Below are 19,107 nucleotides of genomic sequence, written 5' to 3'. Positions count from 1 at the left end.
ATGGCCCAAAACACGAGTGACGAGTAACGGTAGGCTTAGTTTATGCCCAAAATTTCCACCACTTCTTTTCCCTAGTGGCTGCAACATCCCGAAAGTTTGTTAGCATTTCCTGAAAGGCTGCTTCCCTTTGCTTAATATCCCGACGGTATTGCTCACGTTCTTCCATAAAGTAATCCCTGTCTTGCGAAAGAGTTTCTGTTAGTTGATATATCTCGTTGCTGGTATGGTCCAGATGCTTTGAAATTTCTTCGGTCGTACCTTCAAGTTGTCTAGAAAGGTTGAAAATTTCTTCATATGTCTCGATGGAAACATTTTGGATACTCTTGGAGAGGTATTGGATTCTATCAGCTGTTATCTCAGATGCCTTATGGATTGATTTTGAGAGCTCCTGAATTTCTTCTTTGGTATTGGCTGTTGATTTGTAAACAGAATCCGATATCGTTTTTACGGTAACCAAGCTGCCTTTTGAGATTTCCTTTTTTACCTCGTCAATGACTTCTTTGCGAACCGTGTTCCGTATTTCCTCCTTTACCTCATTCAAGAAATTCTTGGAATACGTATCCATGGCTTCAAAAAACATGCTGGTGTTGGTTGGAGATAATTCCAATTCGGAAGGCTGTGTTGGTTCGGAAATAACTTCCAAAGCGATTTCCGTCGGAATATTATATTCCTCTAATGTAATTTCCGTTGGAGGGGCATATTCCTCCAAGGGGATTTCTGATTCTTGTGTATCAATTGTTTCAACTGGTGACTCATTGCCATTTAGAGTTTGCCGGATCCGCTCCTTTGATAATTTTTGGGAATATAGGTCTTTAATTTCTTTCAATAGTTTAAGCTCCGTGACAGTGTAAATCCTTGCACCCTGTTTGGAACGCGGAATTTCAAGTAAACCTGATAAATCCTTTTCCCACTGCCGGATCGTCCCAGGTGTTACATTTATTTTTTTTGCTGCTTCTTTAAGTGTATAGGATTTCATATCCATCATTCCTTTCTATTTATCTCGGAATATCTGTTCTTAGAATTATTCACCATTGTATAGTGTGTTTTCCTGCCACTTGACAAAAGCTATCAAAACAAGACTGTAATCATGAAATAACAACATTTTCCTTCAAATTAGGATTGTTTGCCGAAAAAACAATGGATATGTTTAATTTTGCGAAAAAAAAAGAGGATAACTCTTGTGGAATCATCCTCTTTTGTGTGAATCACTATTCTACTAAGCCAATTTTTTTTAAACCATTATAAATACCTGACTCAGATACATCTGTGGTTGTATGTTTGGCAAATGGAAAAAGGTCTGGATGGCTGTTTCCCATTGCAAAACTTTCCCCGACGCTTAGTAGCATCTCCTTATCATTCATCCCATCCCCAAAGGCAATTGAACTTTCCTTATCAATTCCAAGGTGCTGTAACACAAGTTCAACTCCGTACCCTTTATTGACCTTGTCGTGGATCACATCGTAACAGTGCAGCATACTTCCTATGTTTACTTGGGACAAGCGAATTCCGGCATCGTTTTGGTAAAGAACCGTATCTTCCGGCTTTAAGTTGACTAAGGTCATCCCCAACACATGAGCATCAATAGTAGGGGTGTAGGCTCCATTCTTGCGAAGAGCAAACACTTCGATGAATTCCTCCAAAATGGGGGAATGCAAATCCGTAAAAACATTTTTGCTGTTCGTATATAAAACCGCTTCATGTCGGTTTTCCTTTGCAATTTTTAAAAATTGTTTAACGGCTGACTCGTCCAATGGCTCCTGGTACAGGTCCTGTCCCCGATAGGTGGCATAAGCTCCGTTGTAGCCTATGAAGCTATTTACGTTTAATTGCCGGGCCAGGTCATCCATTTCATGGAGAGGTCTACCGGTCGCAATAAACACTTCAATCCCCTTGGATTGGACTTGGCGGATCGCATCCTTGGTTGAATCCTGAATGATATGGTCTGGGGGTAAAATCGTCCCATCCACGTCTAAAAATAAAATTTTGTATTCTGTCATGAGAGTTCTCCTTATAGTTTGCTATGTCTAGTTTATCATGAAATTCTATTTGCAATAATTTATTGGTTAGTGACCAAGGTTAGGAATTATTCAAAGGAGGAATAATACCATTAACAATCAGGAAGGTAGGGTTTCAATGAAGCTATTGTTAATGGGTGTTTTAGCTTGGGGGATATTAGGATTTTCAGATTCGGCACATGCTGCGGAAAAAGTCCCGATTCTTGTCTATCATTCAATTGCGGAATTTACCGGTCACGGTCAGAAGGAGTTATACGTAACACCGGAAAATTTTGAATTGCAAATGCGCTTTTTGCGGGACAATGGGTATACGATGCTGACCTTCGAGAGCTGGCAGGAGACGGAACAAGTTGAAAAACCTATTTTGGTCACTTTTGATGATGGATATAAAAATAACCTAGAAGCCTATAAGATTTTCAAGAAGCTTAAAACAGACAGATTCCTGCCGGCTGCGACGATCTTTGTCATTTCTGATTTTATTGGACGACCCAATCGATTGACAGCAGGAGATATACAAATGCTTGCCAATTCGGGTATGTTCTCAATCCAGTCCCATACCGCAACGCATCCGGATTTGACTGCAGTTGTCAATTTAGAGGAAGAACTGAAGCAATCCAAGCAAAAGATTGAAAAAGTGACAGGCAAACCCATCACGGCACTGTCTTATCCATATGGCAATTATAATAACCGGGTAATCGAACAGGTGAAAAAATATTATCTGTTCGGCCTGACCACCACACCCGGACCGTATATAAAAAAAGGAATAAAAGATGAGTACTACCAATTGCCCAGAACCTATATTAAATACTCCACAACCTTGAGTGATTTTAGCAAAATAGTCCAGATTCAGTAAGAAAAATATAGCGGATATGAAAATCCAATGTAATCATTCCGAAACTTCCGTGTAATCTAATTTTGCTAAAATAATCATTAAAGCAAAAGTTGATTACACGGGTGGGGGATACATGGAAGATACTGTAGTGAAATCATATGTTCAAAAATCGTTAGAGGAATGGAAAGAGGATATACACAAAGTCCTTGATGAAATTGAAAAAGAATACGAACAGGTAGCACAAGAATTGAAGGTGTATTCCTATAAATACGGCATTACCAAGCAAGTGATTCAGTCGACTGTCAATGAGGAAATTATCGAGAGGATTAGGGAAATGTACCATAAACCGTTTGAGGAAAACTATAATCAATTAAAAGAATACATACGCGACCTGGAAGAGAAAAAGAGAGTCTTTCAAATGTTTGTCCAAAAAATTGATGAGGTAAACCGCAAGGAGTCTGTTAAAATCACCACTTTTTAATTAATATCCATAACAGTTTATTGAGAGCCCGCCGGAAAGCGGGATTTTTTATTTTGATTTGTAACCGCTCAAGAGGAAGATGCAACCTTTTTATTAGATACACGAAAATACCCCTTGCATATAGTAATAATTAAGACACATATATGACGGGGTGGTAAATATGATCACCGCAAAGATAGGAACGAGATCCTTCCGGGTACCGGAAGATCTTGAAGCATACTTTAAAGCCTTTCGCTCCCAGGTTATTGGGATTGGGCAAACATTTGAGTCCCCCTATGGTCATAAGGAGATTATCTATGCGGACTGGACAGCCAGCGGCCGGTTGTACCGTCCTATTGAACAAAAAATCACCGAGGTTTTTGGACCATATATGGCCAATACCCATACGGAATCCAATATAACCAGTTTAATGATGACAGGACTGTACCATGGAGCCAAACAGATTATTAAAGAACATGTGAATGCGGACCCCCATGATGTTGTGGTACTGGATGGGTTTGGGATGACATCTGTAATGAGCAAATTTCAGCGCATCCTGGGTCTGCGGGTTCATGAGCGTTGGAAGGACCAGCTTCGGTTAACAGAAAAAGAGCGCCCGGTAGTTTTTATCACCCATATGGAGCATCATTCGAATCAAACCTCTTGGCTGGAAACCATAGCGGATGTGGTAAAAATAAACCCCGATTCATCCGGTTTTGTTGATATCGGCCATTTGGAACAATGTTTGAGCTCCTATAGAGACCGCCCGTTAAAAATCGGGGCATTTACCGCTTGTTCAAATGTGACTGGGATTCAAACCCCTTATCATCAACTGGCCAGAATCATGCATCAGAACGGAGGCATCTGTTTGGTGGATTTTGCCGCTTCGGCGCCCTATGTCAAAATCAATATGCACCCTAAGGATCCTTTGGAGAGACTGGATGCGGTGTTCTTTTCACCTCACAAGTTTTTGGGGGGACCAGGTACAAGCGGTGTAGTGGTTTTTGATTCAAGAATGTATAAGAACCAAGTGCCGGACCACCCGGGAGGGGGAACGGTAGCTTGGACCAATCCTTGGGGCGAACACCAATATTACAAAGACATTGAACTTCGGGAGGATGGCGGGACCCCTGGAATTCTTCAAGCCATTCGTACTGCGTTGTGCTTGAAATTAAAAGAGACGATGGGAATTGAAAATATATTAAAACGGGAAAAGCAACAGACTTCCTTTATACTGAGGGAGCTGGAAAAGTTTCCGAAACTTCATGTGTTAGAGGGGCATCTCAAAGACCGTTTGGGAATCGTCTCTTTTTATATTGAGGATATTCATTACAATCTGATTGTCCGCCTCCTTAATGACAGGTATGGAATTCAAGTAAGAGGGGGGTGTTCATGTGCCGGAACATATGGGCATTATCTGTTGAATATTAACAAGGAAGCCTCGAAACAAATTACAGATCAAATTAACCAGGGGGATTTATCAGCAAAACCTGGATGGGTCCGATTTTCGGTACATCCGATTATGACTAATGAAGAGATTAAATGGTTTGTTCATGCACTAAAAGAAATCACTGAAAACATTGACCATTGGAAACACGATTATCGATATGACCCTGTTAGTAACGATTATTTCTTTATCAAATTTAAAAGAGAAAACATGGAATCCTTTTTTCGTGTTGAATAAATTGTTTAAAATAAAAAAAGTGGTAATATTCAACCATAGCTCTCAGTGCACTTCGTTATAACACTCTGTTGATTGAAGTGGAAGGCGTGCAAACTCATGCAGGTGCGGGGCAGGGGAGGCCCCGAAGGAGCACAAGCGACGAGTTGGCCCCTTGCACGCCCTAAGGTCCGCGAAGCGCCTGAAACCGAAATCAACAGACCAGTTTCAAAATAACGGATAATCAAAAGCGGGTGCCCCTAAAGTAATACTTTTGGGACACCCGCTCTTTTGGTAAAGGAATTTATTCTGCCTTAGCTGCTTGAATTTGAAGATTGACTTTTATTTTGTCTCCGACTAATACTCCGCCAGTTTCAAGGGCAGCATTCCATACTAAGCCATAGTCAGAACGGTTTAAAGAACCGTTTGCGCTGAACCCTGCTTTTTCATTTCCCCATGGGTCTTTTCCTTGTCCTTCAAAAGTAACAGCGAATGTTTCTTGTTTCGTGACACCACGAAGAGTTAAATCGCCGGTTACTTTGTATTCACCTTCGTCTGTTTTTTCGATATTAGCAGCTTTGAAAGTCATGGTTGGATAGTTTTCAACATCAAAGAAGTCGGCTGAAACCAAGTGTGCATCACGGTCAGCGTTACGTGTGTCAACACTGGAGGTTTCAATGGTAAACTCGATGGAGGCTGTAGTCAAATCGGTTGGATCAGCTTCGATTACAGCGTTAAAGCTGTTAAATGATCCTTTTACGTTTGCAATCATCATGTGGCGGACTGAAAAATCTACACTGCTGTGCGCAGGGTCTAATACCCATTTAGTTGTTGTCATAAGAAATCTCTCCCTTTGTTTCGAAAGTATTTATCTTGATTTTAAAATAACTTAATTCAAGATAAATTATAGTGGGGGTACCGGCAGAATGTCAATTGTTTTTTTATTAATTTTTTTGATAAGTTTTCAAATACTACAACTATATCAGCCAGCCCTGGAATACAGATACGCAATAACAAAAAAAACGCCTATTTTGGCGTTTTTGAGTGATAAGTAAAAATATAATGTTGTAAAATAACACGGGAAGTGATAAAATGACATTTGGCATTGTATGTCATTTTCTGTTTGAAATGTATAAAATCCCTATTATAATGTTATCACATTTTCATTCTATTTGTCAAACAGTTTGCTAAAATTTTTCGAGGAGTGGTTATATGAGTGACTTACAAAACAAAGACTGGCGGCTGGAGCAAGACCGGGTAGAAAATGTAGTTGAAGAAGTGAATAAAAAAATCCAAAAGCTCAAACGAAATACAAGTAAGGTAAACTCTGATGTCCTCGAGATTAGAAAAAGCTTTTGGCAGGATGTAACCGTCAATTTAGATGAACCGGATGATGTAATAGAAACCGCGGCAAGCATTAAACAGCAGGCCGAATTGTTATCTGAGCGGGAACGCACGCACCGTCAGCTGGACAAACAACTCGACACTCTTGCAAGGTTAAAGTACTCTCCATACTTTGGAAGAATTGATTTTTTGGAGGAAGGGGAGACTTCTCCGGACCAAGTCTACCTTGGAATTGCATCCTTCATGGATGAACAGGAAGAGAATTTTTTAATCTACGATTGGCGCGCGCCTATTTCCAGCCTATATTACGATTATTCTCCGGGTCCTGCCAGTTATCAAACACCTGAAGGTCTCATTAATGGAGAAATGGAATTAAAGAGACAATTTATCATTAGAGCCGCTGAAATTAAAGGAATGTTTGATACGGGTGTAACCATTGGGGATGAGATGCTGCAAGAGGTACTCGGAAACAATGCCAGTACCCAAATGAAAAGTATTGTGGCCACGATCCAACGTGAGCAAAATGCCATTATCCGAAATGAACGAAGTAAAATATTAATTGTTCAAGGCGTCGCCGGCAGTGGAAAGACATCCGCTGCCCTGCAGCGGGTTGCCTATCTGTTGTATCGTTATCGAGGAACAATAAATTCGGAAAATATCATGTTGTTTTCACCGAACCCTTTATTTAACAGCTATGTGGCCACGGTGCTTCCTGAACTTGGTGAGGAAAATATGCAGCAATCCACCTTCCAAGAGTATTTAAATTTACGAATTGGAAGGGATTTCCACATTGAAGACCCGTTCATGCAAATGGAGTATTTATTGAGCGGTGAGGAACAGGCGGGTTATCAAACAAGAATAAATGGGATTCGCTATAAGGCGAGTCTTGGCTTTAAGGATATTATTGACCGATATGTGGGTGAATTATCAGAAAATGGGCTCCTCTTTAAGGATTTTAGCTTTAGAGGGGATGTGATTATCTCCAATAAAGAAATAGGTGAATACTTTTATTCATTGGATAAAAGCATAACCATCCCTAATCGGCTGCAATTGGTCCAGGAGTGGCTGAAAAAAGAATTAAGACGATCAATGAAACGGGAGCGGTCGAGGGAATGGGTGGAAGAAGAAATTCAATTTCTTGAAAAAGAAGACTATATGGAGGCTTATAAACAGCTTCAATCCAAAAACCAATATACTGAGAATTCATTTGATGATTTTGAACTTGAGCAAAGGTTTCTCACTGAAATGGTGGTCAAACAAAAATTTAAACCATTATTTAGAGCCGTAAAACAATTGAAGTTCCTCGACCTGCGGAAAATATACCTGCAATTATTTGAACGCAAACAGGAAGGTGTTGAGGATTTGCCGCCAGATTGGGAGGATATTTGCCGGCAAACGACCGATCAGTTTAATCGGTTTGTTGTTCCTTATGAGGATGCTACGCCATTTGTTTATTTGGAGGATTTGTTGGAGGGACGAAAGTCGAATACAGGCATTCGCCATATTTTTGTGGATGAGGCACAGGACTATACTCCGTTTCAGTTTGCCTTTATACAAAGGTTATTTCCCTATAGCAAAATGACTTTATTAGGCGACTTTAATCAAGCAATTTTTTCGGGTGCAACAGGGTCTGGAACAGTATTAACAGACCTTGCCACTTCGGAAGAAGAGATTGAAACTTTTGTATTAACCAAGACCTATCGTTCCACGAAAGAAATCGTCAATTTCACAAAAGGGCTAATAGCAGGGGGAGAGGCCATCGAGCCATTTAATCGATACGGGAGTAAACCGACTTTGACAATGGTGAATGAAGGTGCCTTAAATCGTTTAGTTATCAACAAAGTAAGGGAGCTCCAACAGGAAGGCCATCGGACAATCGCAATCATTTGCAGAACCGCTGGGGAGAGTTACAGGGCATATGAAGCCACCAAGCAGGAAATAGCAGCCCACCTAATTGAAAAGGGAACTCTTTCATATGAAAAAGGTATTCTGGTGATTCCGTCTTATCTCGCCAAGGGGATTGAATTTGATGCTGTCATTCTTTATGACATCTCACAATACCAAAGCGAACGGGAAAGGAAACTTTTCTATACCGTCTGCACAAGGGCAATGCATGAACTTCACTTGCTGGCAACAGCCGGGATAACCCCATTAATGGAGCAGGTGTTTAAGGATACCTACGTGTTGAAGAAATACCTTTGAAAATAAAAAACTGTATGGGTAGGGCCCCATACAGTTTTTTCTATGTCATTTTTGAATTCTCCATTGCTTTTGGACTTGTTCATAAGCCAAGCGTTGAATTTCTTCGTCCGATGTGTTCCCGTCAGTAATTACGTTCGTTAAATATACTTTTCCTTCAAATTGAATCATGACTTCTATTTGAACCATATTATCTATCACCTTTCTTTTTTAGATATATCGAATGATAAAAAAATACAAAATTTTGTCGGTGAAACAAATCATATTGTTGTTCAAGTTGCTATAATGAATTAAAAAAGAGGAGTTAAGCGACATGGCCATGTACTTTGAAGAAATAGGAAAAGAGACATTATATATAGCGCTTGAAATTGTCAATTCCAATCAAGCCTATAATGTATTGGAAAATGGTAACCCGGTTAGGAATCTTGTTGACATGGAAGAAGAGTTCATAAACTCTAAAACAAAGAGTAACTTTATTAAACTGGATGATACCTATATTGGAGTTTTGGATTACTTGGAAGAAAATCCAAAAGATCATTTTCCTTGGCTCGGCCTGCTTATGATTCATGCTGATTATCAAGGGTTTGAATTTGGGGAGCAGGCTTATGCGCTATTTGAAAATGAAATGATGAAACGGGGTTTCGATACGGTTCGAATTGGTGTGATAAAAGAAAACCTAAAAGCAAAACAGTTTTGGGAGAGATTAGGGTTCATCTATTATAACACATCTATGATGGAAAATGGTACTGAAATTTTGTGTTATCAAAAATATTGCACGGATGAAAAGCCCGCATCATAATGTAAAGGTTATAAAAAAACTTCCAAATGGAAGCTTAAACCTCGACAATCATAAATTGATCTGCAAACCGTTGCACTTGGTTTTTATCAATTTTGTTTTTTTTCAATAAAGATTCAGCAAACGCCACGTTGGCTTGCAAGGACACATCCCTTTTTAAATCCCGAATAGATACATCGCCATTCAGTAATTGAATGGCCTTTTCTTTGATGCATTGATCCTTGGAAGAGTTGTAAAGAAGATAGGCAATACAAGTGACTTTGTCCACGGCCGGCACCCCTTAAGCAAGAATCGAATCAATAACTATTATTTCGACCAATTCTTATAATTACCTGCCAAAATTCTGAAAATTTTTAAAAAAGATAACGGGAGAACTGCTTTTTTTCTGGATATGTGGTGAAGCCGAGGTTGGTTTGTTGAATATTGCTTATTGGCGGCGATTTATATATAATATGGAAGGGATAAATCATGCGGTAAAACAAGGGAAATTTACCTTTCTTCCCATGGGGATGGGAGGTTTTTTGTTATTGGGCTTAGCGGTTTGCAAAAAGTTTTACACTCTTTAATGCTGGGAACTTTTATCCGTATGTTTTAGGAGGGAAATCATGAAACAATCCTTAGTGAAAGAATTGTACAGAAATACTGAAAGTTTTATCGGCCAACCAATCCAGGTATCCGGGTGGATCCGCACTATTCGTGATTCGAAAACTTTTGGTTTCATTGAGTTAAATGATGGGAGCTTCTTTAAAAGCGTCCAAATCGTTTTTGACGAACAATTAGACAATTTTAAAGAAATCGCGAAACTGCCAATCAGTTCATCCATCAAGGTTGTAGGGGATTTTATCCACACACCTCAAGCCAAACAGCCTTTTGAGATCAAAGCAACGTCAATTTCGATCGAAGGCTCTTCCAATGCCGACTATCCGCTGCAAAAGAAACGGCATACCTTTGAATACTTGAGAACCATTGCCCACCTGCGGCCAAGAACTAATACGTTTGCTGCTGTTTTTCGTATCAGATCGTTAGCGGCCTATGCGATACATAAGTTTTTCCAAGAGCAAGGCTTTGTTTATGTCCACTCACCGATTATCACCGGAAGTGATACGGAGGGTGCTGGAGAAATGTTTAGAGTAACCACTTTGGACATGGATAACCTGCCTAAAAACGAAGAAGGCAAAACAGATGCATCTAAAGACTTTTTTGGCAAAGAGAGCAATTTAACCGTAAGCGGGCAGCTTTCTGCTGAAGCTTTTGCCTTGGCGTTTAGAAATGTCTATACATTTGGCCCTACATTCAGAGCGGAAAATTCCAACACAGCCCGACATGCGGCTGAGTTTTGGATGATTGAGCCGGAAGTTGCATTCGCCGAGTTGCCGGATATCATGGATCTAGGCGAAAATATGGTAAAATATGTAATCGGATATGTACTCGAGCAGGCGCCGGAAGAGATGAATTTCTTTAACAGCTTTGTGGAGAAGGGTTTGCTGGACCGGTTAAACAATGCCCACACAGCGGAGTTTGGACGTGTTACTTACACGGAAGCGATTGAGTTGTTGAAACAATCCGGTGAAAAATTTGATTACCCGATAGAGTGGGGCGCAGACTTGCAAACCGAGCACGAACGTTATTTGTGTGAAAAAATCTTCAAGAAGCCTGTGTTTGTCACCGACTATCCAAAAGAGATTAAGGCATTTTATATGCGCTTGAATGAAGATAACAAAACTGTAGCCGCTACAGACCTGTTGGTACCGGGAATTGGAGAGCTTGTAGGGGGCAGCCAGCGTGAAGAACGAGAGGATGTTCTTGCCTCAAAAATTAAAGAGCTTGGTATGAATGAACAGGATTATTGGTGGTATCTGGAGTTAAGAAAATATGGAGGCACGAAGCATTCAGGTTATGGACTTGGATTTGAACGCCTGATTATGTATCTGACAGGGATGAGCAATATCAGGGACGTCATTCCATTCCCGCGGACACCTGGAAATGCGGAATTCTAATTGTTAAAGGAGACAGACTCTAGTTTAGAGTCTGTTTTTTCTATTTTGCCCTTTTAAATTTGGCTGTTGTTTGCAGAGAAAGACGCTCAGCGAACCCGCGCGGGCGTTGCCGGGGAGGCTCTCCAGCCCGTACTCTCACAAGAGTCGGGCTTGTCTGCTCCGATATCAACGGAGTTAAAAAAATCTACAATATCCTTTAACAGAGCCTTCTATTTAAAACAGGCTCCTGTATCTCAGGAGCCTGTTGATTATGCACTGTATTCTTTTTCCTCTTCTATTTCCTTGGAATCAACATGTAAATCACATTGATCTAACGGAATGAGTTTTGTTTTATTGATGAATTTATAGCCTAACCACAAAATAAGGAAAAGTGGTATTCCAATGTAGGACACGAATACTCCGTTCCAATCTATTTGGTCTCCCATAAAAGCAGAATAATTTTGCCCCAGCACGACAATACCACAAACGACAAAGGCAAAAACCGGACCGAACGGGAATAATTTTGACTTAAAAGGCAGCGAATTTATATCCATTCCTTGTGCGGTGTAGGCACGGCGGAAACGATAATGGCATATTGCAATTCCGAGCCATGCAATAAACCCTGACATACCCGAGGCATTCAACAGCCACACATAGACCGTGCCGTCTCCAAACAAAGAAGCCAAAAACGCTAGTGTGCCCACCAAGGAGGTGGCGATTAAGGCATTGACAGGTACGCCCCGTTTATTTAATTTTCCAAGGAATTTCGGCGCCTTTCCTTGGCGTGCTAAATCCCAAAGCATCCGGGTGGATGCGTACATCCCTGAGTTTCCAGCCGAAAGCACGGCTGTCAAAATGACAGAATTCATCACAGAGGCTGCGAATGCAATCCCGGCCTTTTTAAAAACAAGCGTAAACGGACTGACAGACACATCGTTGTTCGATAGGTCCCCGTTTGTAAATGGAATCAAAAGTCCAATAACGAAAATGGCCAAAATATAGAATAATAGAATCCGCCAAAATACAGATTTTACTGCTTTGGGAATAGATTTTTTGGGGTCATCTGTTTCACCCGCTGCTACCCCCAACAGCTCTGTTCCTTGGAAAGAAAAGCCTGCAGCCATAAAGATACCTAACATAGCCATAAAACCGCCGTGGAATGGGGCATCACCCATGGTGAAATTTTTAAAGCCGACGGTCTGGCCCCCAAAAATTCCAAAAATCATAAGCAGGCCAACAATGACAAACAGAATGACAGTTACTACTTTAATAAGCGAGAACCAATATTCTGCTTCGCCAAACCCTTTAACAGATAGATAGTTTAGCAGGAACATTATTACAAGAAAAATACTGCTCCATAGCAATGAAGGGGAATCCGGGAACCAGAATTTCATGATCATGGTGACAGCGGACAGTTCCGCGGCAATGGTGATTGCCCAGTTATACCAATAATTCCATCCAAGAGCAAAACCTAATGCAGGGTCGACAAACTTGGTCGCGTAGGTGCTGAAACTTCCGGCAACCGGCATGTAGGCCGCCATTTCTGCTAAACTCTGCATTAAAAAGTAAACCATGATTCCGATTACAAGATAAGATAAAATGGCTCCTCCAGGCCCGGCCGTATGAATGGCACCGCCGCTGGCCAGAAACAGACCGGTACCGATGGTTCCTCCGAGTGAAATCATAGTCAGGTGACGGGATTTCAAGCTCCTTCTTAATTCATCCTGCTCTCTATTTCCTGTTAATACACCAGGTGATGAATTATTTTTAGTTGTATTCATGATTGAAACTCCTTTTTGACTTTTAGTATTGTCTAGCTCCAGCGCCCTAGCATCTAGTGTCCTTCGCTCTCCGCCTTACGATAAGTCAAGCACGAATGCACTACGCTCTTCGTGTTTCCTTTATCTCAGTGGGAGGGCTGTCCAGGGTGCTTGCGCGCTTTTCTAGGAAGGAGTTGGGAATAAAAAATGCCAACGAAACATATCGATGGCATGGTTTCATACCCGCATCATACCTTCCGAAAGATAGCTCAACACACTTTGCCGGTAGGACAAAGCGTGACAGTTCTGTTCCTGTTCGAATACAGCCCCAGCATGCACTTTCAGAGACCAATGCACACTTCGGCGGTTATTCCTTTCAACCGGAGTCCGTGATGTCTCTGCATCTCACCCGATCTACTAATAAAAACCGCGACCTCTACCTCATCGGTTTGTGATGAGGATTTTTTTTATTGAAATAATATACCTATATAGTATAAAATATACCTTTTAAAAGTCAACAGTGGAATCTTACCAAATTAGGTTATTATATTTAAAAAATAATTTCATTTACATATGAAGAGAGAATCTGTATTATTTTTTTATAGTTGTCGGGAGGAGGAAAAAGTCATTGCAGCTTCTTGGTTTAATCATTGGCTCCCTTATTGTTGTAGTGGGCTTCAACCTTTTTTTAATTCCTCACCAGATTTTAAGTAGCGGACTTAGCGGCGTGTCTATGATATTGGGGATGATTACCCCTTTCAATACGGGGCTGGCCAATTTTTTGTTGAATTTGCCATTATTGGTAATAGGCTATAAAATGCTGGGGAAAAGGTTTATTACGAATTCCATTCTTTCCGTTATCATTATCTCGCTCGGTTTATACTTCGTTCCCGTTCATGCCATTGCGAACGACAAGATTCTGTCTTCTATATTTGGTGGAGCCTTAACAGGTCTGGGTGTTGGAATTGTGTTTCGCTGTTCAGGTTCCACCGGGGGATTTGACATTATTGGAATGATTATTTCAAGAAAGAGGGATTTTCCTATTGGTTTATTACTCTCTGCAATGAATGCGATCGTCATTTTAATCAGTGGCTTTTTGTTTAATTGGGATTCAGCGCTGAATACGTTAGTATCGATATTTGTTACTGGAAAAGTGGTAGATGCCATTTACACAGACCATGTGAAACTGACCTTAATGATTATCACTGGTAAAGGACAGGAAATGAGACAGCATTTATTGGGTAATCTGTATAGAGGGTTAACCATCATGGATGGTATTGGCGGCTATTCAAATGATAAACGCAACGTTTTATTTACGGTCATTTCCCGTTACGAATTGAATGAAGTTAAACATCTCATAGCAGAGGTAGATCCCCAGGCATTTGTCAATATTACGGAAACCATAGAAGTGATGGGACTTTTTCATAGGCCAAGCCCGTGATTTTCGGTTAATTAAAAAATAAGTTCTCAAATAAATAACCCCAATTTATTGGGGTTACAGGCTGTCGAAAAACCTTCGACAGTCCTTTATTTTGTTCATTAACTTTAACTGTTCACCGCGTTAATTTGTTATAATATGATTAACAAAATTATTAATAAAGTGGTGAAACCCAATGTTCAAACCTAAAGAGTCCTCTCAAAACGAATATGAATTTGTATCTATAGATGAAATGGTTCCTGACAATCACCTTCTTCGTTTAATTGATAAATATATTAATTTCTCGTTTCTTCTAGAAAAAGTACGTCCTTATTATAGTGATGATAATGGGCGCCCCTTGATCCACTTATTCTTTTTAAAATGATGTTTATAGGATATATTTACGGCATTCGTTCCGAGCGATAATTAGAAAGAGAAATAAAAATGAATATCGCTTACCGCTGGTTCTTAGGTTTGAAATTCCATGACCCAGTGCCCCATCATTCAACAATCAGTTGGAATCGCCAACATCGTTTTAAAGATACAGATAATTTTCAGGAGATTTTTGATGAAATTGTTCTACAGGCAATGAACCACAAAATGGTTGGTGGTCGTGTTTTATTTACGGATTCTACTCATTTATAGGTAAACGCAAATAAGAACAAGTTTTCAAAGAAAGAGGTCGAAGTAGAGACTCGCGAATATGTTAATGTACAAAACAACAACCCGTGAGGGTTATAGAGAATACAAGTCTGATTCAAAGAAATGTGTGAACTGCCCGCTTCTATCCCAATGTACGCGTTCAAAAAATAAGGTAAAAGTCGTAACACGACATGTTTGGGAGGAGCACAAAGAAAAGGTAAGATTAAATCGCTTATCTAAATCGGGAAAAATGCTTTATAAATTTAGGAAGGAAAAAATTGAGCGAAGCTTCGCAGACTCAAAAGAGCTGCATGGGCTTCGCTACTGTCGGTTACGGGGATTAAAGAAGGCGAGCGAACAGGCTCTTCTTACTGCCGCCTGCCAGAACATGAAAAAGATTGCCACCCACTTAACCAAGCTGGAAAATGTGTGTGGCAATACTTAAAGTTATTTTCCCCTGTTGATTGGAGCGGAAGGTGCGAAGACTCCTGCGGGAGTACGGGGCAGGGGAGACCCCGCAGGCGCCTAAGCGCCGAGGAGGCTCCCCGGCACGCCCTAAGGTCCGCGAAGCACCTGGAGCGGAAATCAACAGGACTTTGAGCAGGCACAATATTTAATGAAAAATCTGGTGGTTAGACTTCGACAATATAAAAAATTGCCGAGAAAGATACCCTTTCTCGACAATCTGTAACCCCAATTTATTGGGGTTATTTATTTTGGTTAATTATTAATATATTGGTTAATTATTAATATATTTTTCAAAGATATGGCCAAAATCTTTAATCCAGTATTGCTTTTTCGCTTCCTCTAACCATTGGAAAGCGGCTTGGTTCAACATTTTGAACTGTACCACCAGGTTGGTGTCTTGACTGGATACCCTGCCCAGTGTGGTGGAAGCAATCTCCAAGCTCTGCTTGGCATATTGCAAGGAAATGTCGTTTTCATGGGTGATTTCAGAAATTTTGATCAAGGCTTTATATAAATCCTTTACTTCCTCTAGATGCTTCTTATGAACATCAATGGAAAAAGGCACGGATCCGATTTTAAATTTAATCTCTACATCTAAATCAACCGTCCCGGCGGTTTCGAGAAAAACATCGGTAATTTTATGGGTGGCATAACTATAGCGGTAAAGCATCCGCTTTTTACTGGTCGCACTTGTCCCGTCCAGATGAATCAACGCATTATTGGTAAAGCAATACTCATCCGATTTGGATTTGATTAAAAAATAAATTTTTTCTTGGTCTTCATGCATCACATAATCATCAGCATCAACCTTATCATAATCTGCCGGTTTGATGACAGAACCGACATCGCTTAATCCTAGCATGTCTGCTGCGACTTTCCCAAACATACAACCAACCTCTCTTTATTGTTTAATGGTGATATTACGTCCAGAAGCTGTTTAAGGTTTCATAAAAGTAAGACTTTTGAACGACAGAACACTATATGACTGTTAACATTGGATTATTCATCCTATAAGAATAATAACAAAAGATTCAGATTTCTGCTATACTGAAGGATGCCGAAAGAAAATGGGAGCAGGAGGCATTCCAATGTAAAAATCACCCTTCCTAAAAAAATTAAATAAAAGGCGGGGTACCAATGTCTGGTGCATATGGAAAACAGTCTTCCATGAGGTTTCTTTGGATAGGGCAAATGTTGGCTAACTTGGGGGATATTTTGTATGTGGTCTGCTTGATTAAACTAATCAGTGATATCACAGGTTCTGTGGCCTACATGTCACTGGTTCCATTTTTAAATACCTTTGCTGGTTTGGTGAGTGGAATCTTGGCCCCGTTGGTTATAAACAAATACAGGCTGAAGTCGATTTTGTTTTATCCCAATGTGGAAAAACACTTTTCATGCTTGTGTTATCCAGTATTGCAGGCAACGTCACAAATCAATGGCTTGTGTTGATTTTTTCGTTGGTCTTTTTAATCGCCTTTTTTGATGGTTGGGCTGCCCCTGCTAGAAACGCGCTTGTCCCAAGTTTAGTGGAGGAAAGCCGTTTAATAAAAGCTAATAGTCTCTTGTCGGTGTCGGATCAAATCGTACAGTTAGTGGCATGGCCGGCAGGAAGTATATTGTTGGTACTTGCCGGGCCTGACAAGATTCTGTGGTTAACCCTGTTATTGCACACTGTTTCAACAGTATTCATGGGTTCAATCCGACAAACTGGGAAACATCCCCAACAAGAAGGGGGTTCCAGGCTGGAGACATTGAAACAGGGCTGGGGTATTATATGGCATTCGAAACAGCTTAGAACGATTAACATGATGAATGTACTGGAAACTCTGGCAAACGCGGTTTGGATTGCGGCCATTTTATTTGTATTTGTTTCGGAGGCGTTAAATAAAGGGGAGAACTGGTGGGGGTTCATTAATGGATCCTTTTTTGCAGGAATGCTGATTGGCGGTTTATTGATATATCGCTATTCTGCAACATTGGAAAGAAATCTCGGAAAGACTATGCTTTTGTCCACTTTTTCTTTAATCTTGATTACTTTCCTGTTCGGAAACACCTCTATTTCGACGTTTGCTTTATTCCTGTCATTCCTGTTTGGCATTCCGCAGATGGCTAGAGATGTGGCTGAAACCACGATTATTCAAAAAAACGCGAGGGAACAACTGCTGGCTAAGGTCTATTCGGCTCGGGGCACATTGATTCACGCTTGTTTTGGGTTCTCTTCACTTCTGATGGGATGGATTGCAGAAGAATTTGGCGTGCGGGTTTCGTTCCAGTTTGCGGCCATCCTGTTTGTATGTTCCTTTTTGATTGCTGTTAAAAATCGAAAACATCTATATGGCAGTGAGCAACAAAGTATCGATTTATTGTAGTTAACTGAGGCAGAACTATTAAGGGGGCGGAATCTGCCCAAATTTACCTATAAGTATATAGGTCTCGTCCCTTATCCAAAGAACCACTTGAACAACAAAGGGGAAAAACTAATGAAACCGATATTATTGGGCACTTGCGCGGCCTTCTTTTTTGCTGTTACCTTCGTTCTTAATAGATCAATGGAACAAGACGGAGGCAGCTGGATCTGGAGTGCGTCCTTACGTTATTTTTTTATGATTCCTTTTTTGGTGATCATTGTCATGGTCAGAAAAAATTTGAAACCGCTATGGACTGAAATGAAAAAACAGCCAAAAGCGTGGTTACTGTGGAGCTTTGTAGGTTTTGGTTTATTTTATGCTCCCATTTGTTTCTCCGCGGCCTATGCCCCAGGCTGGTTGATTGCCGCTACATGGCAGATTACGATTATCTCAGGTTCCCTGTTGGCGCCTCTGTTTTATGAGTCCATTGGTACCGCTAATGGTCCGATAAAAATGAGAGGAACTATCCCTGTTAAAGGTTTAGCCATGTCATTGGTTATTTTGCTGGGGATTATGGTGATGCAGGCTGACCAGGCGGGCCATCTGTCGCTAACGGAGGTTTTTTTAGGTGTATTCCCTGTAATTATCGCATCATTTGCCTACCCGCTGGGAAATCGTAAGATGATGGATGTATGCGGCGGGCGTTTGGATGTATTTCAGCGGGTTTTGGGCATGACATTAGCAAGTTTGCCTTTTTGGATTTTTTTATCCTTATATGGCATTTTTACAGAAGGATTACCAACTTTTAGCCAGACCATTCAAACCAGTATCGTGGCAATTTCATCAGGGGTAATTGCTACAGTGCTATTTTTTCAGGCAACCGATCTTGTTAGGGGAAATATGCAAAGATTAGCGGCGGTTGAAGCCACTCAATCGTTGGAAGTTCTGTTTGCTTTAATTGGCGAAGTAAGTGTTTTACATTCGGATTTTCCATCTATTTTATCCTGGGGAGGGATTGTTCTGGTTATGGGTGGGATGGTGCTTCATAGCTATGTTTCCCATAAGAAGGAGAGGCCAAGGGAAAGAAATGCAAGTGCTTAAGTCCGTGGATGGCTGCAGCCGGCACTGAGGTGGAGTGAAAAAAGACCAATAGGTTCAAGTTTGGTTTTATAAGTTCTCCACTCTAG

General features: G+C 40.7%; 17 protein-coding genes, 1 pseudogene and 1 riboswitch. Of the genes and pseudogenes, 11 read left to right on the top strand and 7 right to left on the bottom strand.

The genetic code is table 11. The features are described from left to right. Positions 1 to 40: 40 nt before the first annotated feature. On the bottom strand, positions 41 to 976 hold the full coding sequence (locus tag ACY8D0_RS17725) for a MerR family transcriptional regulator (RefSeq protein ID WP_462411832.1): 936 nt from the start codon (positions 974 to 976) through the stop codon (positions 41 to 43). Positions 977 to 1,208: 232 nt separating this feature from the next. After that, positions 1,209 to 1,997: an HAD family hydrolase gene (locus ACY8D0_RS17720; RefSeq protein ID WP_462411831.1), complete on the bottom strand. Its 789-nt coding sequence runs from the start codon at positions 1,995 to 1,997 to the stop codon at positions 1,209 to 1,211. A 136-nt stretch (positions 1,998 to 2,133) separates the two neighbouring features. On the opposite strand from ACY8D0_RS17720, the gene ACY8D0_RS17715 reads away from it, so the two are divergent. From ACY8D0_RS17715 to ACY8D0_RS17705, 3 genes are all read left to right on the top strand, one after another. Further along, a complete protein-coding gene (locus ACY8D0_RS17715) occupies positions 2,134 to 2,868 on the top strand; it encodes a polysaccharide deacetylase family protein (RefSeq protein WP_462411830.1) in 735 nt (244 codons plus the stop codon). Between the two features lie 112 nt (positions 2,869 to 2,980). Further along, positions 2,981 to 3,328 carry a hypothetical protein gene (locus ACY8D0_RS17710; protein WP_462411829.1) on the top strand — a complete coding sequence of 116 codons (348 nt, stop codon included), beginning with the start codon at positions 2,981 to 2,983 and terminating at the stop codon, positions 3,326 to 3,328. 160 nt (positions 3,329 to 3,488) lie between these two features. Then, complete coding sequence (locus ACY8D0_RS17705; protein WP_462411828.1) at positions 3,489 to 4,991, top strand: aminotransferase class V-fold PLP-dependent enzyme; 1,503 nt, start codon at positions 3,489 to 3,491, stop codon at positions 4,989 to 4,991. A gap of 280 nt (positions 4,992 to 5,271) precedes the next feature. Here ACY8D0_RS17705 and ACY8D0_RS17700 read toward each other — a convergent pair whose 3' ends face one another. Beyond that, positions 5,272 to 5,805: a YceI family protein gene (locus tag ACY8D0_RS17700; protein ID WP_462411827.1), complete on the bottom strand. Its 534-nt coding sequence runs from the start codon at positions 5,803 to 5,805 to the stop codon at positions 5,272 to 5,274. A gap of 374 nt (positions 5,806 to 6,179) precedes the next feature. Between ACY8D0_RS17700 and helD the strand changes: the two genes are divergently transcribed. Then, positions 6,180 to 8,513, top strand: a complete 2,334-nt coding sequence (gene helD, locus ACY8D0_RS17695; protein WP_462411826.1) for an RNA polymerase recycling motor HelD — start codon at positions 6,180 to 6,182, stop codon at positions 8,511 to 8,513. Between the two features lie 45 nt (positions 8,514 to 8,558). On the opposite strand, the gene ACY8D0_RS17690 is transcribed toward helD, so the two are convergent. Then, the gene (locus ACY8D0_RS17690) at positions 8,559 to 8,699 is read right to left on the bottom strand and encodes a BA3454 family stress response protein (protein WP_462411825.1); all 141 of its coding nucleotides are present in this window, start codon (positions 8,697 to 8,699) and stop codon (positions 8,559 to 8,561) included. Positions 8,700 to 8,823: 124 nt separating this feature from the next. On the opposite strand from ACY8D0_RS17690, the gene ACY8D0_RS17685 reads away from it, so the two are divergent. Continuing rightward, positions 8,824 to 9,309, top strand: a complete 486-nt coding sequence (locus ACY8D0_RS17685) for a GNAT family N-acetyltransferase (RefSeq protein ID WP_462411824.1) — start codon at positions 8,824 to 8,826, stop codon at positions 9,307 to 9,309. A 34-nt stretch (positions 9,310 to 9,343) separates the two neighbouring features. On the opposite strand, the gene ACY8D0_RS17680 is transcribed toward ACY8D0_RS17685, so the two are convergent. Next, a complete protein-coding gene (locus tag ACY8D0_RS17680) occupies positions 9,344 to 9,574 on the bottom strand; it encodes a hypothetical protein (protein WP_462411823.1) in 231 nt (76 codons plus the stop codon). Positions 9,575 to 9,911: 337 nt separating this feature from the next. On the opposite strand from ACY8D0_RS17680, the gene asnS reads away from it, so the two are divergent. Continuing rightward, entirely contained in the window at positions 9,912 to 11,303 is a 1,392-nt protein-coding gene (asnS, locus tag ACY8D0_RS17675) for an asparagine--tRNA ligase (protein WP_462411822.1), read from the top strand. Between the two features lie 248 nt (positions 11,304 to 11,551). On the opposite strand, the gene ACY8D0_RS17670 is transcribed toward asnS, so the two are convergent. Further along, on the bottom strand, positions 11,552 to 13,063 hold the full coding sequence (locus ACY8D0_RS17670; RefSeq protein ID WP_462411821.1) for an amino acid permease: 1,512 nt from the start codon (positions 13,061 to 13,063) through the stop codon (positions 11,552 to 11,554). Between the two features lie 236 nt (positions 13,064 to 13,299). Next, positions 13,300 to 13,489, bottom strand: a riboswitch (Lysine riboswitch). Between the two features lie 181 nt (positions 13,490 to 13,670). Here ACY8D0_RS17670 and ACY8D0_RS17665 point away from each other — a divergent pair. Further along, a complete protein-coding gene (locus tag ACY8D0_RS17665) occupies positions 13,671 to 14,483 on the top strand; it encodes a YitT family protein (protein WP_462411820.1) in 813 nt (270 codons plus the stop codon). Between the two features lie 172 nt (positions 14,484 to 14,655). After that, positions 14,656 to 15,546 (top strand): annotated as a pseudogene (locus ACY8D0_RS17660) (transposase). A gap of 294 nt (positions 15,547 to 15,840) precedes the next feature. Here ACY8D0_RS17660 and ACY8D0_RS17655 read toward each other — a convergent pair. Then, the gene (locus ACY8D0_RS17655; RefSeq protein WP_462411819.1) at positions 15,841 to 16,455 is read right to left on the bottom strand and encodes a PH domain-containing protein; all 615 of its coding nucleotides are present in this window, start codon (positions 16,453 to 16,455) and stop codon (positions 15,841 to 15,843) included. 251 nt (positions 16,456 to 16,706) lie between these two features. Between ACY8D0_RS17655 and ACY8D0_RS17650 the strand changes: the two genes are divergently transcribed. The 3 genes from ACY8D0_RS17650 to ACY8D0_RS17640 all read left to right on the top strand — a co-directional run bounded on the left by ACY8D0_RS17650 (position 16,707) and on the right by ACY8D0_RS17640 (position 19,021). Continuing rightward, a complete protein-coding gene (locus ACY8D0_RS17650) occupies positions 16,707 to 17,021 on the top strand; it encodes a hypothetical protein (protein WP_462411818.1) in 315 nt (104 codons plus the stop codon). Beyond that, positions 16,967 to 17,941 carry an MFS transporter gene (locus ACY8D0_RS17645; protein WP_462411817.1) on the top strand — a complete coding sequence of 325 codons (975 nt, stop codon included), beginning with the start codon at positions 16,967 to 16,969 and terminating at the stop codon, positions 17,939 to 17,941. Before ACY8D0_RS17650 ends, ACY8D0_RS17645 begins: the two co-directional genes overlap by 55 nt. 111 nt (positions 17,942 to 18,052) lie before the next feature. Then, positions 18,053 to 19,021 carry a DMT family transporter gene (locus tag ACY8D0_RS17640; protein ID WP_462411816.1) on the top strand — a complete coding sequence of 323 codons (969 nt, stop codon included), beginning with the start codon at positions 18,053 to 18,055 and terminating at the stop codon, positions 19,019 to 19,021. The last annotated feature ends 86 nt before the right edge of the window (positions 19,022 to 19,107 follow it).

This window comes from Neobacillus camarae (assembly GCF_054950115.1).
The sequence above is the reverse complement of the archived record's forward strand: the minus strand, read 5'-3'. Positions and strand labels throughout refer to the sequence as shown.